Annotated in this window: 20 protein-coding genes and 1 tRNA gene; 9 read left to right on the plus strand and 12 right to left on the minus strand. The window is 56.3% G+C overall.

All coding sequences use genetic code 11. The features are described from left to right. Positions 1-383 precede the first annotated feature (383 nt). The 5 genes from frr to PG062_RS07265 form a co-directional block, all read right to left on the minus strand. A complete protein-coding gene (gene frr / locus PG062_RS07245) occupies positions 384-938 on the minus strand; it encodes a ribosome recycling factor (RefSeq protein ID WP_270751766.1) in 555 nt (184 codons plus the stop codon). Positions 939-990: 52 nt separating this feature from the next. Beyond that, a complete protein-coding gene (gene pyrH / locus PG062_RS07250; protein ID WP_270751767.1) occupies positions 991-1,698 on the minus strand; it encodes a UMP kinase in 708 nt (235 codons plus the stop codon). A 484-nt stretch (positions 1,699-2,182) separates the two neighbouring features. Continuing rightward, positions 2,183-3,007 (minus strand): ATP-binding protein, encoded by an 825-nt coding sequence (locus PG062_RS07255; RefSeq protein ID WP_270751768.1) that lies wholly within the window; start codon positions 3,005-3,007, stop codon positions 2,183-2,185. Positions 3,008-3,057: 50 nt separating this feature from the next. Further along, positions 3,058-3,816 (minus strand): response regulator, encoded by a 759-nt coding sequence (locus PG062_RS07260; RefSeq protein WP_270751769.1) that lies wholly within the window; start codon positions 3,814-3,816, stop codon positions 3,058-3,060. Positions 3,817-3,910: 94 nt separating this feature from the next. Continuing rightward, on the minus strand, positions 3,911-4,132 hold the full coding sequence (locus PG062_RS07265; protein ID WP_270751770.1) for a hypothetical protein: 222 nt from the start codon (positions 4,130-4,132) through the stop codon (positions 3,911-3,913). Positions 4,133-5,211: 1,079 nt separating this feature from the next. Between PG062_RS07265 and PG062_RS07270 the strand changes: the two genes are divergently transcribed. Further along, positions 5,212-5,287 (plus strand) — tRNA-Ala (locus PG062_RS07270). Positions 5,288-5,475: 188 nt separating this feature from the next. Here PG062_RS07270 and PG062_RS07275 read toward each other — a convergent pair. Continuing rightward, positions 5,476-6,210, minus strand: coding sequence for a hypothetical protein (locus tag PG062_RS07275; RefSeq protein ID WP_270751771.1), 735 nt, complete (start codon positions 6,208-6,210; stop codon positions 5,476-5,478). Positions 6,211-6,315: 105 nt separating this feature from the next. Then, positions 6,316-7,146 (minus strand): AraC family transcriptional regulator, encoded by an 831-nt coding sequence (locus PG062_RS07280; protein WP_270751772.1) that lies wholly within the window; start codon positions 7,144-7,146, stop codon positions 6,316-6,318. A 214-nt stretch (positions 7,147-7,360) separates the two neighbouring features. On the opposite strand from PG062_RS07280, the gene PG062_RS07285 reads away from it, so the two are divergent. The 3 genes from PG062_RS07285 to bilR are packed head-to-tail and all read left to right on the plus strand — an operon-like array spanning position 7,361 to position 11,464. Next, positions 7,361-8,749: an MFS transporter gene (locus tag PG062_RS07285; RefSeq protein ID WP_270751773.1), complete on the plus strand. Its 1,389-nt coding sequence runs from the start codon at positions 7,361-7,363 to the stop codon at positions 8,747-8,749. A gap of 3 nt (positions 8,750-8,752) precedes the next feature. Continuing rightward, the gene (locus tag PG062_RS07290; RefSeq protein ID WP_270751774.1) at positions 8,753-9,508 is read left to right on the plus strand and encodes an alpha/beta hydrolase family protein; all 756 of its coding nucleotides are present in this window, start codon (positions 8,753-8,755) and stop codon (positions 9,506-9,508) included. 30 nt (positions 9,509-9,538) lie between these two features. Next, on the plus strand, positions 9,539-11,464 hold the full coding sequence (bilR, locus tag PG062_RS07295; protein ID WP_270751775.1) for a bilirubin reductase, long form: 1,926 nt from the start codon (positions 9,539-9,541) through the stop codon (positions 11,462-11,464). Between the two features lie 635 nt (positions 11,465-12,099). On the opposite strand, the gene PG062_RS07300 is transcribed toward bilR, so the two are convergent. After that, on the minus strand, positions 12,100-13,059 hold the full coding sequence (locus PG062_RS07300) for a calcium/sodium antiporter (RefSeq protein WP_270751776.1): 960 nt from the start codon (positions 13,057-13,059) through the stop codon (positions 12,100-12,102). Positions 13,060-13,301: 242 nt separating this feature from the next. Next, positions 13,302-14,138, minus strand: coding sequence for a putative ABC transporter permease (locus tag PG062_RS07305; RefSeq protein WP_270751778.1), 837 nt, complete (start codon positions 14,136-14,138; stop codon positions 13,302-13,304). 322 nt (positions 14,139-14,460) lie between these two features. Here PG062_RS07305 and PG062_RS15990 point away from each other — a divergent pair, with 322 nt between their 5' ends. Then, the gene (locus tag PG062_RS15990; protein WP_270751779.1) at positions 14,461-14,619 is read left to right on the plus strand and encodes a hypothetical protein; all 159 of its coding nucleotides are present in this window, start codon (positions 14,461-14,463) and stop codon (positions 14,617-14,619) included. A 158-nt stretch (positions 14,620-14,777) separates the two neighbouring features. Here PG062_RS15990 and PG062_RS07315 read toward each other — a convergent pair whose 3' ends face one another. Beyond that, positions 14,778-15,413, minus strand: a complete 636-nt coding sequence (locus PG062_RS07315) for a GyrI-like domain-containing protein (RefSeq protein ID WP_270751780.1) — start codon at positions 15,411-15,413, stop codon at positions 14,778-14,780. Positions 15,414-15,416: 3 nt separating this feature from the next. Then, the gene (locus PG062_RS07320) at positions 15,417-15,746 is read right to left on the minus strand and encodes a TfoX/Sxy family protein (protein WP_270751781.1); all 330 of its coding nucleotides are present in this window, start codon (positions 15,744-15,746) and stop codon (positions 15,417-15,419) included. 206 nt (positions 15,747-15,952) lie between these two features. Here PG062_RS07320 and PG062_RS07325 point away from each other — a divergent pair, with 206 nt between their 5' ends. Both PG062_RS07325 and PG062_RS07330 read left to right on the plus strand, forming a co-directional pair. Then, entirely contained in the window at positions 15,953-17,623 is a 1,671-nt protein-coding gene (locus tag PG062_RS07325; protein ID WP_270751782.1) for a GDSL-type esterase/lipase family protein, read from the plus strand. 347 nt (positions 17,624-17,970) lie between these two features. Continuing rightward, positions 17,971-19,746, plus strand: coding sequence for an ABC transporter ATP-binding protein (locus PG062_RS07330; RefSeq protein WP_270751783.1), 1,776 nt, complete (start codon positions 17,971-17,973; stop codon positions 19,744-19,746). Positions 19,747-20,330: 584 nt separating this feature from the next. Here PG062_RS07330 and PG062_RS07335 read toward each other — a convergent pair. Next, the gene (locus PG062_RS07335) at positions 20,331-21,704 is read right to left on the minus strand and encodes an oligosaccharide flippase family protein (RefSeq protein ID WP_333559395.1); all 1,374 of its coding nucleotides are present in this window, start codon (positions 21,702-21,704) and stop codon (positions 20,331-20,333) included. Positions 21,705-21,908: 204 nt separating this feature from the next. On the opposite strand from PG062_RS07335, the gene PG062_RS07340 reads away from it, so the two are divergent. Continuing rightward, positions 21,909-22,733: an Mrp/NBP35 family ATP-binding protein gene (locus PG062_RS07340; RefSeq protein WP_114000695.1), complete on the plus strand. Its 825-nt coding sequence runs from the start codon at positions 21,909-21,911 to the stop codon at positions 22,731-22,733. Positions 22,734-22,826: 93 nt separating this feature from the next. Continuing rightward, the gene (mscL, locus tag PG062_RS07345) at positions 22,827-23,243 is read left to right on the plus strand and encodes a large conductance mechanosensitive channel protein MscL (protein WP_270751784.1); all 417 of its coding nucleotides are present in this window, start codon (positions 22,827-22,829) and stop codon (positions 23,241-23,243) included. Positions 23,244-23,328: the final 85 nt, after the last annotated feature.

The following is a 23,328-nucleotide window of genomic DNA, read 5'->3' on the forward strand; positions in this document are numbered from 1 at the left end:
GCGGGTACCGCAACCCGACATTATCGAGCATTTTGGCAACGCAGATGCCGTGCCGCAGCTGCCGGAGCGGTGCTTAAGCCGCAAGGCGGGAATTGTGCGGTGTTGCCTTAAGCCTATCCCCTGCCATGGTATGCGGTGGAACGGCGTTTCTTGCACTTCTGCCGGAATAAACTGCGTGCCGCGCATGGCGTTCAGGCGCGGCACACAGCTGGGGTGTATCTGAAAAGTCGAAAATTCAGTCTATTTCTACAAGCGCAGCGGGATTTTGCGTTAAAAAGCCTTAAATCCTGCTTGTATTTGCGAAACATCCGTCCTTTTCTTTGTTTTCAGATACACCATAAAGAGGGACTGCGCCCAGGCAGGCTTACGCCCGTCTGCCGCAATCAGACCTCCATGATCTCCTGATTTTTACGGGCGCAGGTTGCGTCAATTTCCTTAATGAACTTATCGGTCAGCTTCTGAACCTCTTCTTCCAGGTTCTTCTGGTCGTCCTCGGTCAGCTCGCCAGCCTTTTTCTGGGCTTTGAACTTATCCATGGCATCGCGGCGGACATTGCGCACAGCGATCTTGGCTTCTTCGCCCTGCTTCTGCACATCCTTGGTCAGCTGCTTGCGACGTTCCTCAGTGGGGGCCGGGAACACCAGGCGGATGGTGTGGCCGTCATCAATGGGGTTGATGCCGATATCGCTGGTCTGGATTGCCTTGGAGATTGCCTTGATCAGGGTACCATCCCAAGGGGTGATGGTCAGGATGCGGGCTTCGGAAACAGCCACGGATGCAACCTGCTGGACCGGCGTCGGGCTGCCGTAATAATCCACCATTACTTTATCCAGGATGCCAGGGTTTGCGCGGCCTGCACGGATGGAGGTCAGCTCGCGGTCGAGATGGGCAACGCAGTTGTTCATTTTTTCTTCGTAAATTTTGGTCGTGCTGCTCATGAGGGTTTTCTCCTTTTTCGATATATAAATTAGGGGTTAAAATACTTTGCGGTTACTCGCGCACAATGGTGCCCACGTTTTCGCCCTGCAGGGCACGGGCAATGTTGGCGGGCTCGTTCAGGTCAAACACCACAATGGGCAGACCGTTGTCACGGCAGAGGGTTGCGGCGGTGGAGTCCATAACAGCCAAGCGCTCGTCCAACACACGGGTAAAGGTCAGGGTATCGTACTTGACGGCATCGGGGTACTTGTGGGGATCCTTATCATACACGCCGTCCACCATAGTTGCCTTGAACATGGCGTCTGCACCGATTTCCAGGGCGCGCAGGGCGGATGCGGTATCAGTAGAGAAGATGGGGTTGCCGGTGCCGCCGCCGAACACGACGATCTTGCCTGCTTCCAGCTCAGCGATTGCCTTATCGCTGCGGAAGGTATCGGCCACCTGCGGCATGGCGGAGCTGGTCATAACAACAGCGGGCACACCCTGCTGGCGCAGAGCATCCTTGACGGCAATGGCGTTCATCACGGTTGCCAGCATACCGATCTTGTCTGCATCCATGCGATCCATTTTGCCGGAGGAACGGCCGCGCCAGAAATTGCCGCCGCCAACCACGATGCCGATCTGTGCGCCAAGGTCATACGCTGCCTTGATGCCCGCGCAGATAGAAGCAATGGTAGCTTCATCAAAACCGGTGCCTTTTTCGCCGGAAAGTGCTTCGCCGGAGACTTTCAAAAGAATACGTTTATATTGAACTGCCATATTCAAACACCACCTGTATTTTCCGGGCACAGCCGCCGCTGCCGGGTTTTCCCAAACTGCACCCATATTATCTTTTCCCTTGTATTTTACAATAGTTTGCGCTCAAAGTAAAGCCGTTGTTTGAAAAAAGGAAAATTGACATAATTACATTTTGTTTTCCGCTTGTTTTCCGCTTGTTTTCCGCTTGCCGCACAGAAAAACAGCGGCGCACCGGGTGCGCCGCTGTACAAATTATATTTATTGCTTATGGCAACACCGCACAATTCCCGCCTGACGGCTTAAGCACCGCTCCGGCGGCTACGGCACGGCATCTGCGTTGCCAAAATGCTCGATAATACACAAAGTATTATCTGCGCTTTTGGCTTAGCAGCTGCCGTGCCTCGCTCGCCGTATCGGCACTTAGAATTGTGCGGTATTGCCTTATGATTTCCGGCTTTGCTTTTCGACTGCAGGATGGTGTCTTTTATCAGCTTTGGCAGCCGCATCAAATCTTTTTGGGCGGTAGGGTCGCACGGAATTCTTCCCGCAGGCGGGCTGCGCCGCTTTCGGGGCGAGGTGTGCGCAGCACATTATGGGTGCCGAACGCTGCCAGCGGTTCCGGCGGCAACGTCATGCGCAGCACGGTTTCCTGGTTTGCTGCGGTTTCCAGCCGCCAGCCCAAATTTTGGGCGCAGCGGTATACCAACAGCAAACCGGTGCACCCGTTGGCAAGGGCTTCCGGTGTCTGAACACCAGCCAACTGGGCGCAGGCGGCCTCCGGCCAGATCCTGCCGTCATGGTATTCCAGCGTGCGTCCGGTGCAACTTATCGTAATTTTTGCCGCCGGGTTTGCCCGCAGAGAATTGGAAAACAGGTTGGCAAACATCGTTTGGACGATGGCCAAATCAATCTGCGCCCAAACCGGCTGGTTCTGCGGCATGGGCTGCAAGTGCACCCGGCCGGTAACGGCGCATTCTTCCAGCTCATGGTTGGCGGCATCACACAGCTGAGCCAGGTACACCGTCATTTCCTGCACAGTCCAGTTCAGCTGCCGGGGCGGCTGGCTTTGCGCCACAAGATCCGCCGCATTATCCGCCAAACGTTCCAGGCGGAAAATGCGCTGTTTCATCTCTTCCAGCAGCGGTGCTGCCATATCCTGTACATCAGGGGTGGCAGCGTGCACAAGATAATTCTGCAAGGCATCCACAGTGCTTTGCAGCAGGCAGAAATCCGCAAAAAAGCGGCCTTTCAGCCCCCCGCGCAGCTGCAGTTCATCCGCTGCATCTTCCTGCTGCGGGTGCAGGGCATCGGGCAGTGTATGTTCCGGCATAGGAAGTTTCTCCTTTTATAGCGCTGGATATGCCCGTTTATCTGCTGCTGTCAGCAGCGCAGGTCATGGTGCGTGCGTGCGATCACCGCTTCCAGCAGTTCACTTACCGTCAGGCGATCCTGCGGGGTCTTGCCGTTGCGCTCGCACAGCATCTGGTAAGCCGGCGTATTGCTTTTGTACAGCCGCGCATTCAGGCGTTCCAGGGCCGAGCGCACCGCCGGGCCATTTACGCCAAACGGCTCCCCTGCTTTGGTGCACAACTCCCCTAGGGAACACGCCTGGCGGTCGCAGACCGCAATATACACGGCTTCCTGCAGGTAATTGATACCATAGGCCAGGTTTTTGTAGCAACCAAGGGTGCGCAGCTGAGCCGTAACGCTCTCATGCACCAGGTAACGGTTCAGCCGCGGGCCGCTTGCTGCTGTTTGATACACCGTATCAAATAATTCGGGCAAACTATATGGTTTGAATATAGTACACTCGGCCCCCAATGTCAATATTTTTTCAATTTGGGGCGCTGCACTGGGCATCAGGGTTACAATAATATGCGGTTCGTACTCAATCTGCTGTTGGCGTATGCTGCGCAGCAGTGGAAAAATTGTGGTATCACTCAAAACCGAATCCAGCACCAGAACTTCCGGCCGCAGGCCGCCTTGCAGCATATGCAATACTTCTGCGCCGGAATCAATGATTGCGCTTGCCTCAATGGCATCATTGGTTTCTGCATACAGGCGGATCATCTTGCGCTGGGCTGCATCACTGTCTGCAAACAGTGCGGTCACACGTTCGACCAGCTTTTCTTCCGTCATTCTTGTTTCTCCTACCGGGGCAAGGCATCACATACGGTCCCCCTGCATTTTAACATTCTTTCGCAGCTTTTTGCTGCGCATTTGGTTCAGGTACTCAGCAGCCTGCGTTCAGCACTTCAACCTGCCCCACTGTGCAGCAATCAGCCAGCACATCTGCGGCCTGGCTGGGCATTACGGTGTTTTCGTATAAGTATTGCAACAGGTTCCGGGCGCGGCACTCCATATCTGCGGGGAAGGTACAACGCACAGCGGGGCCCGCCTCCCCGCTCACCAAAATACGCAGCTCCGGGCCACATTGCCACAGGGTATAATACACACGCGTTTCCGCCTGTAATCCTTCAATGTAACTGAATAATCGGGTTTGCTTTGCCAGCAGTCTGTTTACCTTGCTTCTGCCTGCTTTTCCACAATGATCCTCCACGGTTTTAGGGCCTCCTTTTCCCTGCCGGTACGCTAATCCACCCCGCCGCAGCATAAGCAGACTGTTACCATGTGTAACCTTTTATAATTGCTCTCTCATTATATTGCGCCTGCTACCCAGGCTGTTACCCCTCTGCTTTTGGCAGGTCCAGGCTGCAAGCCTTGCCCGCCGCATGGTTAATATTGTATTAAGGTTACTATATACAGCCGCACAGCAAAAAGTCAAGGCTTTTGGGGTATACGGTTTTGTACGGTTAGTGCAATTTTAGAACCATATATTTTATTTTATCATATACGCGTTATTATTAGAAGCAAATATTATTCGTCTGTCGATATATGCCGATTTTTTCAGACCGCAAGCCAGGAATTGCCGTTGTTTTATTGTTGTGCTCTTGTTGTAAAAGGAACGCCGCACAGATGGCCGGCGACGTTGGGGATCGTGGGTATTCTGTTTTCTAAGGCAACACCGCACAATTCTAAGTGCCGATACGGCGAGCGAGGTGCGGCAGATGCTAAGCCAAAAGCGCAGATAATACTGGATGCTGCAAAGGTGAGCGCCGCCAGTGGCGGAAACAGCGAACCGAAGCAGAGGCAGCGGTCGCAGAGTGCGAGGGGCTTTTGCCCCCGAAGCACGATGCGGGTACCGCAACCCGACATTATCGAGCATTTTGGCAACGCAGATGCCGTGCCGCAGCCGCCGGAGCGGTGCTTAAGCCGCAAGGCGGGAATTGTGCGGTGTTGCCCTAAATTGTTTTATGCCCGCAAATGCCGCAGCATGTTTTCATACCTCTGCTTTGCATCCGGCACAATATTCTTGACCGGGTAAGCATGATAAAGGCCTTTGCCTACTTCCGGGATCACGTTTTCCCGGCGTTCTCCTGCCGCTTTTTCAGGCTGAACAACATCTGCGTACTTTTTTCAAAACCAGCTTGACAATTTTCCCCTGCTGCGGTATAGTAGTTAAGTCAACAACATGGGCTCGTAGCTCAGCTGGGAGAGCGTTCGGTTCGCATCCGAGAGGTCGAGGGTTCGATCCCCTTCGAGTCCACCAATTTGCCGCATCGTTTTGTACGATGCGGCGTTTTTTATGCCTAAAAAACTTTGGCAGACCGTGCCGGGCTCCGAACCCTGAAGTCGGATGCGAACCGGGCGGGGTCATCAATATATTTTTTGAAAATCCATCGGCTTCACGCTTCTTTCTTTGCATTTTGCAGAGTTCTGCGGGCAATCGCATCGCTTTTATGCCCCCTTCTCGGAAATTTCTTCAAAAATTTCCGCGCCATCGTAGGTTGATACAGCCTTGAGCTGCTCCACTTGGTTGAAGCTGGCGTTCAGCGTAATCGAGATCTCATAGTCTTTTCGGACGCGAATCTCCTTAATGAACTGCTGCAAAATGGCGCGGCGTTCATCGTGATTGGCAGTGTCGTACACATCCGCCCATGTAAGAAGTTCATTGCAGATGTAGTTACTGCGCTTTGCCGTTTTGATGGCTTCTTCGTATTCTTCCTGTGCCTGCACGAGCTGCTTTTCCAGGGTTTCCAGTGCATCTTTTGCTTCGGCCACCAGTGTGCCCAGCAGTTCTTTGTCCAAGGCACTTACGCCCCGGATGACGAGGATGGTTTCGGCTTTCAGGTCGTCCCGTTCTTTCTGCTTGGCTTCCAAATCTTTCTGGATTTTCTTGACCTTCTTCTGGATGCGGGCGGCATCGTTAGTCTTGACCGATTCCAGCAGCTTTTTCCGGGAAACCTCGCGGAACTGTGCGAAGATCTGCCGGACAACTTCTTCTACAATGGAATCCAGCTTGGAAACACCGTAGCCGGACTGCCCATCGCAGTCACCCGAATGCCGGATCTTATAAAAGCAGCTATACCGGGGCCGGACTTCTTTCACCGTATGCTCATCGGCATGACCGGTATCCTGCTGGTCATCGGCTTTCTCATGCTGGTTGTGATGGCGCTGAACTGCCTCACCCACCGCAAGTAAAAGAAAAAAATAGGATAAGCAAGCCGCCCGGGAGGATCTGCGGATCTTCCCGGGCGGCTTTTTTCACAGGCGCAGACGGCGCTGCTTTTGCCGGATTCATCCCCGGGCGTCCTGCCGGGTGGTGTGGAAGTACTCCTTGGGGGTCATGCCGTACTCCTTTTTAAAGGCGCGGAAAAAGTGGTTGTAACCGCCAAAGCCGCTGGTCTTGTACACCTCGGTGATGGGCAGCCCCTGCTCGATGAGGGTGCAGCAGCGGTCTAACCGCGCCTTTACGATATAGCGGTACACCGTCTGCCCGGTCTGGCGTTTGAATTCCCGGGCAATATGTTCCCGGGAGACGAAAAACTCCTTTTCCAGCCGCTCCAGCGTCAGTTCCTCGGTAAGGTGCGCCTGAATAAACAAAAACACCTCGTCCAGCATCAGGTAGTGGCGGCTGACCGATGCGGTGTGGAACTCCGCATGGATGCAGGCACGCAGCGCCAGCACCACAAACATTTGCAAAATACCGTGCTCGAACACCGCTGCACCGAACTGGGTGCGCTCCTGCGGGAGCATCAGCAGCTTCCGGGCAAGGTTTTTCAGCAGCATATAGATCTGGCTGTCCGGGCGCACAGCCACCTGCCGGGAGGGCACCACGTTGAAGCTTTTTTCAAGGTCGGTATCTGCGTCCGAAAGCTGCGCCAGCGTCTGGGGGGACAGCTGCACCCGAATAAGTTCCAGCGGGCCGTAAGCACCGGCGTATTCCAGTCTGCCGCCCTGACCGGGCTTGAAGATGATGAGATTCTGCTGCTGTGCGGGCAGCACCACCTCGCTGCACCGGAACACACCGCTGCCCCGCATGACCAGAAACAAATCATAATACGCGCCGGAATAAAATTCCCGGACGGCGCTCTGCTCAAAAAGATAACACTTGGCTGTATAATTCACCAAAAAGTCCTCCATGAAACTGTCATATATAACAAATTGTTGTACACAACAGAAAAATACAACTGTTATAATTGCATAATACATCAATTGGCGATAGTTTTCAATCATTTTTGGGATATGTATTGATGAAAAATTAACGTATAATGTAACCGTAGAAAAGAGACTTGTGCGAAAAGTCTCGTGGTTTCACTGTTTTTAAGGAGGATAAAACACAATGGACCAGAAAAAGACCATCCGACCCTTCTCCATGAAGGACAAGATCGGCTATACGCTGGGCGATCTGGGCTGCTGCTTCACCGAGCAGTACCGCGCCATGTATCTGTCGATCTTCTACACCCTGATCCTGCAGGTCAACCCCTTCCACGTGGGTATCCTGCTGCTGATCACCAAGATCTGGGACGCCGTGAATGACCCCATCATCGGTGCCTTGGTGGACTCCCGCAAGGCCACCAAGGGCGGCAAGTTCATCCCGTGGATCCGCGCCTTCTCCTTCCCCATGGCAGTGCTGTGCATACTTGGCTTTGTCAATGTAGGCAATATCAACTACGGCCTGCGTCTGGCCTACATGTTCGTCACCTACGTTCTGTACGAGGCGCTGTACACCTGCGTCAACGTGCCCTTCGGTACTCTGTCCAGCGTGATGACCGATGATGTCAGCCAGCGCACCGCACTGTCCCGCTACCGCAGCCTTGGCGGCACCATCTTCATGACCGTTATGGTCATGGTCGGCCCCCTGTTCCTGTATGTGGACAACCAGCCCGTGGCTGGCCGCTTCCTGATGCTGGCCTGCATCTGCGCTATGCTGGGTCTGCTGTGCCTGCAGATCACCTGCGTATGGTGCAAGGAGCGCGTGGAAGTGCCCGAGCGTCCGCAGGGCGAAAAGCTGAACTACCTGCATGTGCTCAAGGAGATCTCTCACAATAAGGCTCTGCTGGGCGTTATGTTCTTCAGCCTGACCGGCATGATCGGTGCTTCCGTGGTCAACGGTCTGAACACCTACCTGTATAAGGACTTCTTCGGCAACGTTAAAATTCAGGCTGTCTCCGGTATGCTGAGCGTGCTGTACGCTGTGCTGTCCTTTGCCATCACCCAGCCTCTGGCCAACAAGTTCGGCAAGAAGGAGTGGTGCTGCATGGGCGCTGGCTTTGCCGCCATCGTGTTCGGCATCCTGTTCTTCTTCCCCGTCCACAACCCTGTGGCCTTCATCGTCATCAACGGTATCTGCTATCTGGGCGCTTCCGGCATGCAGGTGCTGATCTGGGCTATGGTCAACGACGCCATCGACTACCACGAGCTGCAGACCGGCGAGCGCAACGAGGGCATCGTTTACTCCACCTACTCCTTCTTCCGCAAGCTTGCAAGCGCCATTTCCGGCAGCCTGTCCAGCTTTGTGCTGGGTGCCATCGGCTACAACGTTACCGCAGGCGCTGTGCAGACCGCAGGCGTTGTGAACGCCATCTGGAAGAGCTACACCGGCATCTACTTCCTGGGCTACGGCATTGCAGTTGCCATCCTGTTCTTCGTCTACCCCCTGACCAAGCAGAAGACTGCTGAGATGCTGACCGAGCTGAAGGCTCGCCGCGCCGCAAAGGAGAGCAAGTAAACCATGAAGATCTTACAGGTTCAGTTTAAAAACCGCAATGGCCACACCCTGCGCGGCATCGTGACTCTGCCCGACACCGAGGGCAAGGTACCCTTTGTGGTGCATCTGCACGGCTTTGCCGGCAGCTGCAGCGGCTACAAGTCCATGTACACCCATCTGTCCCGCGCTCTGGCAGCGCAGGGCATCGGCAGCGCCCGGTTCGATTTCTACGGCAACGGCGAGAGCGACGGCGAGTTCGAGGATATGAGCTTTGACGGCTTGCACACCGATGCACAGGATATCTTTGCATGGGCCGCTGAACAGCCCTATGTGGACAGCGAAAAGCTGTTCCTCTCCGGCCAGAGCATGGGCGGCTACATTGCCGCCTCCTGCGCACCGGTCATCCAGCCCCACGGCCTGATTTTGCTGTGCCCGGGCGCCGGGATGTGGTTCGGCTGCGCCCAGCGCGCCGACGGCATTATGCAGACCGGCAAGGACTACACCGACATGGAGGGTCTGTGCTACAAGATGGCCTTTAACTACGAGATGGCAAAGCACCCCGACCCCTTTACCGAGGCCAAGGGCTACAACGGCCCGGTGCTGCTGCTGCGCGCCGACGATGACCGTCTGGTGGACGAGGGCACCTGCAACCGTTACGCACAGGTGTACACCGCACCCGATGTGGACACCATTGCAGGCGGCGGCCACAACTTTGCCACGCTGGCAGCCCGTGCCGCCGTGGAGGAAAAGACCGCAGCATTCATCAAAGCAAATCTGTAAAGCAAAGCGTATCTGCAAGGAGGCTTTCGTATGCAAAACGTGATTCTGCAGCCCATCGAGGTGGGCGGACAGACCTTTAAAAACCGCATCATGTTCCCCCCGCTGACCACCGGCTACGAGAAAAACGGCATGATCAGCGAGCAGGACATGGGCTTCTACACCCGTCTGGCAAAGGGCGGTGTGGGTTACATCGTTCTGGGCGATGTGGCACCCATCAACAGCTTTTCTCCCACCCCCAAGCTGTTTGACGACAGCCAGATCCCTGCCTTCAAGGCACTGGCCGACAGCGTACACGCCTACGGCACCAAGCTGGGCGTCCAGCTCTTCCACCCGGAGTACGACGTAGACGCCATCAACAGTCTGTTTATGCAGAAAAAGTTTGATGAGATGCGTCAGCGCCTGCATCACGACATGATGTTCTTCACCGATGAGGTCAGCGAGGAGATGCTGATGGCCATCATCGATAAGATGTGCGCCTGCGCAGTGCGTGCACAGAAGGCCGGTGTGGACGTCATCCAGATCCACGGCGACCGCCTGAACGGCTGCCTGTGCTCCACCCGCATGAACCACCGCACCGATAAGTTCGGCGGTAGTCTGGAGAACCGCGTCCGCTTTGCCCGCATGCTGACCCGCGCCATCCGCAAGGCTGTGCCGGATATGGTCATCGACTACAAGCTGTCCATCGTCACCCCGCAGCGCGGCAAGGGCGGCATTGACGAAGCCGACGCCGTGCAGTTTGCCCAGTGGCTGGTAGAGGACGGCGTGGATATGTTCCACGTTGCGCAGGCCAACCACACCGGCAACATGGCCGACACCATTCCTCCCATGGGCGTACAGCCCTACGGCTTCTTCGTCAAAATCGCCGGGGACATCAAAAAGGCCGTCAATGTGCCGGTCAGCGCCGTGGGTCGTATCGTGGATGCCGAAATGGCTGCGCGTGTCATCGAGAGCGGCATGGCCGACATGGTTGCCATGGGTCGCCCGCTGCTGGCAGACCCCGACTGGGGCACCAAGATCGCTGCCGGGAAGGCCTGCGATATCCGCCGCTGCATCAGCTGCAACAAGGGCTGCACCGATGCCATCCAGAACCGTCAGTTCCTCTCCTGCGTGCTGAACGCGGAGAACGGCTACGAGAACACCCGCAGCATCCAGCCCGCAGCGCAGAAAAAGAAGATCGCCGTCCTCGGCGGCGGCCCTGCCGGTCTGGAAGCCGCCCGTGTGGCAGCGCTGCGCGGCCATGACGTGACCCTGTTTGAAAAGACCACCACTCTGGGCGGCCAGCTGAACATTGCCTGCGTACCTCCCCGCAAGGAGGAGATGCGCCGCGCCGCACAGGACCTGATCCACGCGGTCTGCAACGCCGGTGTGCACCTGTGCATGGGTCAGACCCGCACCGCAGAGCAGCTGAAGGATGCCGGTTTCGAGGCCGTTATCAACGCTGTGGGCGCACACAGCGCCGCACCCCGCATCCCCGGCATCGACAGCGTGAACGTGGCAGATGCATGGAAGGTTCTGGCTGGTGAGCAGCAGGTGTACGGCACGGTTGCCGTCATCGGCGGCGGCATGGTGGGCTGCGAGACCGCAGAGTACCTGGCTGCCCGCGGCTGCAAGGTGTCCGTTATCGAGATGATGGACAAGATCGCCGCAGGCGAGAGCTCCACCATTCTGCCCACCCTGCTGGAAAACTATAAGACCTACGGCGTGGAGCAGTACCCCAGCCACAAGGTCAAGGAGTTCCGCATGGACGCCGTCGTCTGCGAGAACAAGGACGGCGCAGAGGTGACCATCCCCTGCGATTACATCGTGCTGGCTATGGGCGCACGCTCCAACGAATTTGACGCTGCTGCGCTGGAAGCTGCCAGCATCCCGGTGTATTCCATTGGCGATGCCGCCGGCAAGGCTGCGGATATCTCCAACGCCATCCGCACTGGCTACGATACCGCCTGCCAGCTGTAAAACAAAAATATCGTTCTATTTGTGGGTCAGAAACGCCTGTGGGCGCTTCTGACCCACTTTTTTTACCCTCTCAGGCAAAGCCGTCAGGGTTTTGCCTCGCCCTCTCAGGCGCTCCCGCGCCAGCTCCCCCAAGGGGAGAGCGGACACGCCCGGAAACTTTACGGGTTAGCCGGGAACTGTACCGCCCCGCTTAAGCCTTCACCCACCGGGGGAAGGTGGCGCGTAGCGCCGGATGAGGGGCAGCACCAGCTCCCCCGAAGGGGTAGCCAAGGTTTAACATTGCTAAAGTTAGGCATCATGAGGAGACTTTCGGCAGTGCTCTTGGCTCTCCCTTTGAGGAAAGACTTCCACCCGCTCCGGGGGAAGATGTCGCGGAGCGCATTCAAAATCATCCCACATAAAAAGGCTGCTGCACAAAACCCTGTGCAGCAGCCTTAAGGCAACACCGCACAATTCCTGCCTTACGGCTTAAGCACCGCTCCGGCGGCTGCGGCACGGCATCTGCGTTGCCAAAATGCTCGATAAGACATCCAGTATTATCTGCGCTTTTGGCTTAGCATCTGCCGCACCTCGCTCGCCGTATCGGCACTTAGAATTATGCGGTATTGCCTTAAATATTTTACGTTTACAACAGATCAGATGCTGAACTGCACGGCGCAGAAGGCGGCATAGATGCACAGCAGTGCAATGCCCTGCGGGCGGCTCAGCTTGCCCTTGATCAGAGCGGGCAGGGTGAGCAGCAGCATCACGGCAAACATGACCGGGATATCCATCACCAGCGAGGCGTTCATGCCTGCGATGGTGGAGTTCTGCGGGATGCTGAAGGGTGCCAGCGTGACAGACACGCCGCTGACCAGCACTAGATTAAACACGTTTGCACCGATGACGTTGCCCAGCGACAGCGCGCCGTGACCCTTGACCAGCGAGGTGATGGCGGTGACCAGCTCCGGCAGCGAGGTGCCCAGTGCCACAAAGGTCAGCGCAATGACCGACTCCGGCACGCCCAGCGCCTGTGCGATGAGGGTGCCGTTGTCCACCAGCAGGTCAGCGCCCACAGCAATGAGCACTGCGCCGATGGCCAGCAGCCCCAACTCCTTGGCAAAGGAGCCTTCCTCAGCCTGCTCTTCCTCTTCCGGGGCGGGGGTATTTTTCATAGCCAGCACGTTGCACACGATGTAAGCCACGAACACGGCCAGCAGGATCAGGCCCACCGGGCGAGTGAAAGAGCCGGTGGTGTAGGCCACACCGGCATAGAAAGCGGCAGCCACAAAGAAGAAGGCCACCGGGGTGCGCAGGCTCTTGGGGTCAACCTTGCCCGGGCGCACCGCAATGGTGATGGCGGCGATCAGTGCAGCGTTGCAGATGACCGAGCCGATGGCGTTGCCGTAGGCGATCTCGCCGTGACCGGTGAGGGCAGAGGTGGTGGACACCATGACCTCCGGCAGGGTGGTACCGATGGACACCACCGTGGCACCGATGAGCAGCTCCGGCACATGGAAGCGGCGGGCGATGCCGGTGGCACCGTCCACAAACCAGTCGCCGCCCTTGATCAGGCACAGCAGACCCACGATAAATAACAGAACAGGGATCAGCATAATATCTCTCCTTTTTTAATAATAGCGGCAGAGGCACAAAAAAAGACCTTTATCACATCCAGCCCAAAACGGGAAAATGTGATAAAAGTCTCAAGCATCCGGTACTGCATCGGGCATTTCTGCCGGGGGTGTCGCTGCAGCACAGCGCACCCGTTTTTCAACTAAAGTACGCCCCTTACTCCCTTTTATCTAGAGAATATTATACCTGTTTTCCAGCAAAAGCACAAGGGGAAATGTGGGATTTATTCTGCCTTGGTCACTTTTTTGGCGTTGGGGTAAATATGCTCCATGCGGGCGTTGTCGAAATGCTCGTCAAGGAACACTTCCAGCTGGCCGTTGGGCGCATCGCCGCTGGTGCGGGCATCGTACCGCGCCAGTGCCAGCGCGCTGGTAAGCATATTCACCGCCATGAATACCGCCAGCGCTGCTGTCATCCACGGACGGATATGGCTGCGCACCTTTTTCATCAGCTTCAGCACCAGCGGGTAGCCGTAGCGCATCCACATCACCGCCGCAATGCCCCAGAAAAAGCAGTACAGCAGGTTGATGCGCCCGCCCAGATTGAACTTGAACTTGCTGTAATCCCAGAACACGGTACCGAACAGCAGCTCTGTAACAGCGCTGCACACATATTCATATACGCCGCCCAGCACTGTGCCAAAGGCAAAAAGATAGCGGTCGCTTTTATCCTGATTTTGCCGCAGCAGCACGGTAGCCATGGCCAGCGCCAGCCCCCACACCACGCTGAAAGGCCCCCACAGCAGACTGGAACGGCTCATCCACACCCCGGCGGTCAGGCGGCAGAACACGGTCTCCACCATGTCGCCCAGAAACGCCCCGATGACAAACAGCCACAGCAGGTCTGCCGCGCTGAAGAAGTCGACTTTCCCCTTCTGCACTGCCGTGGGCTGCCGCCGGGCGGCCTCCGGGTAGACGCGCCGGATGCGCTTTTCCACATACACGGCAATGCGGCGGCGCAAGGTATAGGATCGCGCCTCCAGTTTCTGGTTCGGCTGTTCCAGCACCGGGTGCTGCGCCGCGTACCGCCCCACCAGAATCGCCGAGCCCAGCTGGTCCAACGCCGCGATGCCGTGTGCTTTAGCCGCCGTCGTTTTTGGAATCCCGAAAGTTCAGAGCTGCCATCAGGCATCCAAACGCACCCGCCCAGAGAAGGCCGGTATAGCACAAAGTCTTTTTCTTTGCAACCAACTTTCCTTGGCAAAACTATACGGTTCTTGAATCGTTGCGGTTCGTCTAAATCTGCAAACAAAACGAAAGACCGCGCCGTAAACGGAACACAGCTTACGCAAGCAGGGCATTCGTCTATACAAATCCCTTCCCCAGAAGGCTATCCTTCTGGAATACGCCAAGAAGAACCACTTCCCGAACCCGGTATTCTTTGTGGATGATGGCTGCTCCGGCACGAACTGCGACCGTCTCGGCTTCCAGCGTATGCTGACCGAGATCGAAGTGGAGTACCAGAATCATTATCGCGAAAATCATTGTGAGATCACAGGACTAAATCCGAAAGACCTTGAAAACCAAGGCATTCTGGCTTAGTCCCTTCTTTTTTTGACCGAAAGCAAAGGACTTTCGCAAGAATCAAACAAGCCGGAGTGCCGTTTTTTTCACGGTAACTGTAAAAGACTGCCCTCCCCCTGTATTGATCAGGTGGTACGGCAGTCTTTATTTTGATTTTGTTCTCTTTCCGGTGATCTTTACTCCACCTTGCAGACTGGTTCCCGGATAACGGTCTTGCATTTTTCCGGGGCAGTGCGGCGGGGATCGCTGAGGTAAATTTCGTGGTGCAGGCGAGCGGAGGTGCAGTCAATTTTATAGTGCCGCTCCGCCGCAAACTGCTCCATTGCGTTGAGCGTTGCGGGCTCGGTATCATAGTTGCCAAGGTGCATGCACTGCACGCACAGGCCCTCATCATAAGTAAAGTACTCCACTTTGCTGAGATCCAGCTTTTTCTTGGCGGCAGCTTCGGCCACGGCCCAATCGAACTCCTGTTTGGTTACAAACTCCGGCAGGCGAATCATGGCGATCCAAGAGAATGTTTCCTTATGGGCGTAATCGACCCGGCTTTGCCCCTCCTGCCACCAAAGGCCCTCCAGCGGCGGCACCACATATTCAAAATAGCCGGGGATCTGGTGGATACCTTTGTAGCTCATTTTTATGGTAAAGGCAACCGCATACAGCATACCAATGGCCGCCTGATATTCTCCATCCTGCGCGTTGGGGTCACCATGGCCGCGCACCGCCACATAGTTCATGGGCGGCACTTCCAGCAGCTGCGGCTTTTGGGGCGGGAGATAAAATTCCTTATACTCCTTTTTATAGTCAAACGGCATTGGTCAGGTCGCTCCTTTCTTCTTTTTGGGCTTTGGCATGGGCAGTTCGCGGCAGGTGGCCTGCACAAATGCAATCATGTGTTCCCGGTCATCCACATCCTCGTACAGAAAATAATCTTTTGCACCATCATACGGCGGGGCTTTGGGCAGCTGCGGAGCAAGGGCTGCCCCCTCTTTGGTAATTTTGATGAACAGCTGGTCATCGCACACCAGGGCAAACATTTTGCCGTCCAGATACACGCCATAATCGCCAAACATTTTGTGGTAGGTAACCTGCCCGGCCGGGGCAAGCTGGTCCGCAATATACTGAACAAATTCGGGATTGGAGGCCATAAAAGGTTCCTCTCTTTTCATCATCATTTTGCAAAATTATATCATATTTCCTTACTTTTTACAACCTTTTTTCTTATATAACAACCAGTTATTGTATACCGCCGATGCTATAGCCACATTTTTTAGCCGCATTTTTACAACTCAGCGCTTTACAGTGGTGCTTGGTTCGGTGTATCATAAAAGAATATTAAAAAGGAGATGAGCGCATGAAATGCCCGAATTGGGGTAAAATTTTGGCTGCGGCGGCGCTGTGTGCTGCGCTGTGTGCCTGCAGCAAGCCGCAGGATGTTCTGCCCGATCATATCGCCACGCCGGAAACATCCGCCACGGTTGCCCCAACCGCCGCCGTCGTTCAGGCCACCACCACCCCCGCCCCAACAGATACCACCGTGCCCACTATTCTGCCGCAGACAGCAGATGCCGGGCGCAGTTATGTGGACGACACCCTGTTCATTGGGGATTCCAACACCGTGCGCTACACCATGTACGCCGATGACACCGGAACGGCGTTTTCCACGCTGAAAAACAACATTGGCGTGGTCAGCATGGGGGCCGGTTCCATCACCACCCTGAAATGCGAAAAGTTCAAGGGGGACAGCACCCTGTACACCATTCCGGATGCCGTTGCCAAGTTGCAGCCCAAACGCATTATCATTGGTTTCGGCTCCAACAACCTTGGAGGCAGCTCCACGGATGCCACCAAATTCATCGCGCAGTACCGGGAGGGGCTGGCCGCCATCACCAAAGCGTGGCCCTATGCGGATATTATCGTCAGCGCCATTCCCCCGCTGGACCAGCAGCGGGACAACACCAACCTGACCATGACCCAGGTAGATGCGTACAACGCCGCCCTTGTGACGATGTGCGAGGAGAACGGCTACAAATTTTTAAACACCGCCGAAGTGCTGCGGGATGACGCCACCGGCTGGGCTAAAAAGGACTATACCCTTTCGGACGGGGTGCATCTTTCCAAAGAGGCTGTCACTGCCTATTTTACTTATGTGCGCACCCACGCTTACGTCACGCAGGACCGCCGCCCCGAAAGCACAGTCGTCATCCCGGAGCCGGACGGCGTACCGCTGGGGTTAATCTCCTCGGATCCGATCGCCGTGCGCGGCGCTAAAGTGCCGGTGGAATTTGTGGCCACATCCGGCGGCAGCATCAGCGGTTCCACCAGCCAGAAAGTGAAAAAGGGCGGCACCTGCTCCACCGTGAAAGCCGTACCCGATGCAGGCTGGAAGTTTGCCGGGTGGACGGCGTCGCTGGGGGCGGCCTCCAGCAGTTCTTCCCTGAGCTTTACCGTGCCCAGCAATGCGGACGCCAACGGCGTGATTGTGACAGCACACTTTGAGCCGGACGAACACGAACATGAATTTGTGGAAGTAAAGGATACCCGCATTGAGCCCACCTGTTTGGAATACGGCACCGTAAAAGTCAAGTGCACCATCTGCGGCAAGGTAAAAGAAAAAGAACTGCCCGCCCTGGGGCACGACTATGACAAGGGCGTTATCACCTTGCAGCCCCAACCCGGTGTGGCCGGGGTGATGACCTACACCTGCCAGCGCTGCGGCTACATCAAAACAGCGCCCATTGAACCGCTGCCCACCGCAACGCCGACAGCTTCGCCCACGTCACCCCCTTCACCGACACCGGCAGTTACCCAGACGCCGGAACCTGTTGTCACACCAGAGCCGATAACTACCCCGGAGCCTACGCAGGAACCTGTCATTACGCCGGAGCCCGAACCGACGGGTGCACCGGAGCCGGTAATTACCGCGGAACCGGCCCCTGACCCGGAGCCGCCACAGGAAACCGAGCCTGCCAGCGAAGCCCCCACCGAGGTTCCTGCACAGGAACCGGAAGCTCCGCAGGAATAACCCTGAGGCAACACCGCACAATTCCCGCCTTGCGGCTTAAGCACCGCTCCGGCAGCTGCGGCACGGCATCTGCGTTGCCAAAATGCTCGATAATGTCGGGTTGTGGTACCCGCATCGTGCTTCGGGGGCAAAAGCCCCTCGCACTCTGCGACCGCTGCCCCTGCTTCGGTTCGCTGTTTCCGCCACTGGCGGCGCTCACCTTTGCAGCATCCAGTATTATCTGCGCTTTTGGCTTAGCAGCTGCCGCACCTCGCTCGCCGTATCGGCACTTAGAATTATGCGGTATTGCCCTGATTTTTTGATTGCATTTATTTTTGATTTTTTGAAAAGAAGAGGAACTTAATCTTATGAATGACCCCAGCCAGCAGCACATTGGCACCCCGGCGCTGATCCGCCGGTTTGCCCCTTACCTGATGCGATACAAACGCATTTTGATTTTTGATTTGTTCTGTGCCGCACTGACCACTTTGTGTGATATCGTGCTGCCTAAAATTATGAGCTACCTAACCAACGCCGCCACCGATCCCGGCATTGTGCTGACGGTTGATGCGGTGTTAAAGCTCGCCCTGCTGTATCTCATTTTGCGGCTGATTGATGGTGCCGCACAGTATTTTATGTCCGGCACCGGCCACATCATGGGCGTTTACATTGAGACCGATATGCGGCGGGATGCCTTTGCCCACCTGCAGCGGTTGAGCCACACCTATTATTCCAATACCAAAGTTGGGCAGATCATGGGCCGCATTACCAACGACCTGTTTGATGTGACCGAATTCGCCCACCACTGCCCGGAAGAATTTTTTATTGCGGGCATCAAAATTGCGGCTTCGTTCATCATCCTGTGCGGGGCCAGCGTACCGCTGACTTTGGTGGTGTTTGCCTGCGTGCCCTTGATGGCGGTTGTATCCATCAAGCTGAACCTGAAGCTTCGCGCCGCGTTCCGCCGCCAGCGGTTCCAGATCGGCGAGCTGAACGCTTCGATTGAGGACAGCCTGCTGGGCCAGCGGGTTGTGAAGGCGTTCGCCGCGGAAGAGGAAGAGAACAAAAAGTTCGAGCAGGGCAACACCGCGTTCCAGACCATCAAGAAGAAAACCTACCATGCCATGGCCGCGTTCAACACCTCCACCCGGCTGTTTGACGGGTTGATGTATCTGGTGGTCATTGTGGCAGGCGGCCTTTCGCTGGTATATGGCACCATCAGCGCTGGCGATTTGGTTGCCTATGTGCTGTATGTTTCCACTCTGATTGCCACCATCCGCCGCATTGTGGAGTTTGCCGAGCAGTTCCAGCGCGGCGTGACCGGCATTGAGCGCTTTTTTGACATTATCGATACCCCCGTTGAGATCACTGACGCCCCCGACGCCAAACCGCTGCAGGTGGAAAAAGGCGGCATTGAGTTCCGCGATGTGAGCTTTGAATACCCGGACGACCACAACAAGGTGCTGCGTCATGTAAACCTGAACATCCGCCCCGGCGAGAATCTGGCGCTGGTTGGGCCTTCCGGCGGCGGCAAAACCACCCTGTGCAACCTGATCCCTCGCTTTTATGATGTGACCGGCGGCGAGATTTTGATTGACGGGCAGGACATCCGCCATGTTACCCTGAGCAGCCTGCGCAATGCCGTTGGCGTGGTGCAGCAGGATGTTTACCTGTTCAGCGGCACGGTGGCCGAAAACATCGCTTACGGCAAGCCGGGTGCCACGCGGGAGGAGATCATTGCCGCCGCCAGGCTGGCCGGTGCTGATGGCTTTGTGCGGGAGCTGAAAGACGGGTATGATACCTATGTAGGCGAACGCGGGGTCAAGCTTTCCGGCGGGCAGAAACAGCGCATCAGCATTGCGCGGGTGTTTTTGAAGAACCCGCCCATCCTGCTGCTGGACGAAGCCACAAGCGCGCTGGACAACGAGAGTGAGATTCTGGTTGGGCAAAGCCTGGATAAGCTGGCCAAGGGCCGCACCACCCTGACGATTGCCCACCGCCTGACCACCATCAAAAACGCTGACCGCATTCTGGTGCTGGGCAAATCCGGCATTGAGGAAGAGGGCCGCCACGAGGAATTGCTGGCAAAGAAAGGCATTTATTACCGCCTGTGGAACGGGCTGGTCAGCGGGCAGACGCTGTGATGGAAAAGCGGACGCTATGCCGCTTTGTTCCGATATAAAGGCAACACCGCACAATTCCCGCCTTGCGGCTTAAGCACCGCTCCGGCAGCTGCGGCACGGCATCTGCGTTGCCAAAATGCTCGATAATGTCGGGTTGCGGTACCCGCATCGTGCTTCGGGGGCAAAAGCCCCTCGCACTCTGCGACCGCTGCCCCTGCTTCGGTTCGCTGTTTCCGCCACTGGCGGCGCTCACCTTTGCAGCATCCAGTATTATCTGCGCTTTTGGCTTAGCATCTGCCGCACCCCGCTCGCCGTATCGGCACTTAGAATTATGCGGTATTGCCTAAAATATATAATGCAGAGCCACCCCGCCGTTGGGGCAGAAGTTTCCCGCGGCGGGGTGATTTTTGTGATTTTATAGGGAACGGTTTTGAGCGTTCTATTATCTGCCGCCTATCTCCAACACATAACAAACCCCATATTTTCTGAGCGGCGCCCCGCGCCGCGATCCACCGCCATTATTCATTATTATTTATTATTTATTCTTTTTCCGTCTCCCCGCCGCCCAATTCCTAATTTCTAATTTTCCTCTCAACTCCTCACTCCTAACTCCTACTTCCTAACTTCTTCACCATTCTCCCCGTATTCAGCCCGCAGGTCAGCAGGTTAGAGGCTGTCATGACCGCCAGAAAGCCCGGCATACCGTATTGCGGCATCAGCCACAAAATGCCTGCAATGCGCAAAATGGAATCCAGCACCGAATAGCGGAAGGTCGCCAGCTGCTCCCCCATGCCTTTTAAGATCGCATCCACCATGCTTTCCAGGTACATAAAGGGCGCCACAAAGCCCAGTACCTGCACATAGCGGCCCGCCTGGGCATCGTGATAGAGCAAAATGGCGGCATCCTTGCCAAACAGCACCAGCGCGGCCCCCACCAACAGCGAGAACCCACCCGTCAACCCCATGGCAAGCCGCACAAGGCTGCGCAGGGCAGCGGTATCCCGGGCGGTGTGGGCACGGGTGATCTCCGGCATCAGCAGGCCGGAAAGTGCCGCCAGCACCGAGAACGGAAAAAAGATAAGCGGCAGTGCCATGCCTTTTAAGGAACCATACTGCGCCACGGCTTCGGCGCGGGTGCCAAGGTAAGCGGCAAGACAGGCGGGGATCAGCACGCTTTCCCCTGCCTGCAAAACGCTGGCCACCAACCGGCTGCCGGTCACGGGCAGCACAATTTCCCACAGCTCCCGGCTGGTATAGCCGCGGGGCGGGTCATCGGCGCATGGGCGGAAACTCGGTTCCTGCCGGGCAAACAGCGCCATAATGCCGCAGGAGACCGCCTCGCTGACAGTATTGCCGATGAGCACCGCACAGCAAGCGTAAGCCGCGCCCCAGTGGGCCAGCTTTACCAGCGCCAATGCGGCCACGGCCATCCGCACGGTCTGCTCCACCAGTTGGGCAATGATATTCGGTTCCACCCTTCGCCGCGCCAAAAAGCACCCCCGCAGCGCCCCGGCCGCCGCAATAAACGGCAGGCTGGGGGCCAGCGTACACAGCCCCAGCTCCGCGCGGGAATCATGCAGGGCAAAGCGGGCCAAAGGGTCCGCCAGCGCCAGCTGCGCCAGCATGGCGGCGGTGCCCAATACGGCCGCTGTTGCCGCAAGGCTGCGCAGCGTCGGGGTCATGCCGCGCCCACGGGTCAGGCACTGCGCACCCAGCCGTGTGGACGCCACATTGATGCCCGCCGAAGCCAGCGAAACAAACACCATATAGACGGATAAGATCAGCTGGTACAGGCCCATACCCTCCGGCCCCAGGCGCGCAGCCACAAACACCCGGAACACCATGCCCAGCGCCCGCAGCGCAAAGCCCGCCACTGTCAGCAGTGCTGCATTTTTCAGATAGGTTTTCCCCCGCAGTGCCGTTTTTGCCGCCCCCTTTGCCCGTATAAAGCCAGTATATTCTGCATTGCTGCGGTTTATGGCAGGGTTCTATGAAGAAGTATCACCCATACAATTCGGACATTTTTGCTGGTTTGGCGTGCTATTCGTTTTGATAGTACTTGCATTTTGTGCTCTGACGCGGTACACTAATAAAGTGCGGCCCATGCCGCAAAACGGAGAACGGTGCCGAAGCGGGGCAGTTGCAGCGCCCCGCCCGGCACAGATAAAAGGAGCTATACCCACATGAGTGAAGCATGTACCCACGATTGCAGCAACTGCCACGCTGACTGTTCCAGCCGTGCGCCGCAGCATGAACCGCCGCACGCAAAAAGCCACATCAAAAAAGTGATCGGCGTTGTTTCCGGCAAGGGCGGCGTTGGCAAAAGCATGACCAGCGCCATGATGGCTGTTTCCATGCGCCGCAAAGGCTACAAGGTCGGCGTGCTGGATGCTGACATTACCGGCCCTTCCATCCCCAAATTGTTCGGCGTTCATGGCCCGGCCATGGGCACCGAGGACGGCATCAACCCGGTGGAAAGCCACACCGGCATCAAGATCATGTCCATCAACCTGCTGCTGGAAGATGAGGAAGCCCCCGTTGTGTGGCGCGGCCCCGTGATTGCCGGTGCGGTCAAGCAGTTCTGGCAGGAAGTGATCTGGGACGACGTTGACTTTTTGTTTGTCGATATGCCTCCGGGAACCGGCGATGTGCCGCTGACCGTGTTCCAGACCCTGCCGGTAGACGGCATCATTATTGTATCCAGTCCGCAGGAGCTGGTCGGCATGATCGTTGGCAAGGCTGTGCAGATGGCCGAAATGATGAAGGTTCCCATCCTTGGCATTGTGGAAAACATGAGCTATGTGCTCTGCCCGGACTGCGGCAAGCATATCAACGTGTTTGGCGACAGCCATGTGGACGAGACCGGCAAGAAGTACCACCTGCCCGTGCTGGCCAAAATGCCGCTGAACCCCGAATTTGCCAAAGAGGCGGACGCCGGCATGATTGAAACCTTTGCCGGGGATTATCTGGACGGCGCAGCAGACGCTGTAGCCAAGCTGCTGAAGTAACTTTTTTATTTTGGAATCCGGGCTCCATGCCCCGTTTGCAGCCTGTGTGGGGCATGGCCCTGAAAAATTTATCCATACAGGAGGAAACACATTATGAAAAAGTTCCTGGAAGAGTTCAAAGCTTTTGCCCTGAAAGGCAACATGATGGACATGGCCATCGGTGTTCTCATCGGCGGCGCATTCTCCACGCTGGTCACTTCTTTGACAGACAACATCATCAACCCCATCATTGGCATTTTGTTCCAGACAGATTTCAGTGATGTTGTGCTGCACCTGCCGTTTGACATCAACCTGGGCATCGGTGCATTCATCTCTGCCGTCATTAACTTTATCATTCTGGCATTCGTTCTGTTCTGTATGCTGAAAGCCATGAACAAGCTCATGGACCTGGGCAAGCATGAAGAAGAAAAGCCCGCCGAGCCGGAAGCCCCTAAGGCCCCGACGCAGGAGGAGCTGCTGACCGAGATCCTGGCTGTTTTGAAAGAGCAGCAGGCTGCAAACGGCAAATAACACACCGTTTTGCCCGGCAGTTATTGCCGCAGCTTAATTTTATTAAGTTTGGTCCTTGCAAAACAAAGCAAATAAGGTTTTTGCG

The sequence above is a fragment of the Gemmiger qucibialis genome (assembly GCF_027689445.1).
GTDB classification, from domain to species: Bacteria; Bacillota; Clostridia; order Oscillospirales; family Ruminococcaceae; genus Gemmiger; species Gemmiger qucibialis.

What these genes read in the sequence shown, in the direction of transcription:
- frr (WP_270751766.1), bottom strand. Translation starts at nt 938, where the DNA reads ATGAGCAGCACGACCAAAATTTACGAAGAAAAAATGAACAACTGCGTT.
- pyrH (WP_270751767.1), bottom strand. Translation starts at nt 1,698, where the DNA reads ATGGCAGTTCAATATAAACGTATTCTTTTGAAAGTCTCCGGCGAAGCA.
- PG062_RS07255 (WP_270751768.1), bottom strand. Translation starts at nt 3,007, where the DNA reads ATGCCGGAACATACACTGCCCGATGCCCTGCACCCGCAGCAGGAAGAT.
- PG062_RS07260 (WP_270751769.1), bottom strand. Translation starts at nt 3,816, where the DNA reads ATGACGGAAGAAAAGCTGGTCGAACGTGTGACCGCACTGTTTGCAGAC.
- PG062_RS07285 (WP_270751773.1), top strand. Translation starts at nt 7,361, where the DNA reads ATGGACCAGAAAAAGACCATCCGACCCTTCTCCATGAAGGACAAGATC.
- PG062_RS07290 (WP_270751774.1), top strand. Translation starts at nt 8,753, where the DNA reads ATGAAGATCTTACAGGTTCAGTTTAAAAACCGCAATGGCCACACCCTG.
- bilR (WP_270751775.1), top strand. Translation starts at nt 9,539, where the DNA reads ATGCAAAACGTGATTCTGCAGCCCATCGAGGTGGGCGGACAGACCTTT.
- PG062_RS07300 (WP_270751776.1), bottom strand. Translation starts at nt 13,059, where the DNA reads ATGCTGATCCCTGTTCTGTTATTTATCGTGGGTCTGCTGTGCCTGATC.
- PG062_RS07315 (WP_270751780.1), bottom strand. Translation starts at nt 15,413, where the DNA reads ATGCCGTTTGACTATAAAAAGGAGTATAAGGAATTTTATCTCCCGCCC.
- PG062_RS07320 (WP_270751781.1), bottom strand. Translation starts at nt 15,746, where the DNA reads ATGGCCTCCAATCCCGAATTTGTTCAGTATATTGCGGACCAGCTTGCC.
- PG062_RS07325 (WP_270751782.1), top strand. Translation starts at nt 15,953, where the DNA reads ATGAAATGCCCGAATTGGGGTAAAATTTTGGCTGCGGCGGCGCTGTGT.
- PG062_RS07330 (WP_270751783.1), top strand. Translation starts at nt 17,971, where the DNA reads ATGAATGACCCCAGCCAGCAGCACATTGGCACCCCGGCGCTGATCCGC.
- PG062_RS07340 (WP_114000695.1), top strand. Translation starts at nt 21,909, where the DNA reads ATGAGTGAAGCATGTACCCACGATTGCAGCAACTGCCACGCTGACTGT.
- mscL (WP_270751784.1), top strand. Translation starts at nt 22,827, where the DNA reads ATGAAAAAGTTCCTGGAAGAGTTCAAAGCTTTTGCCCTGAAAGGCAAC.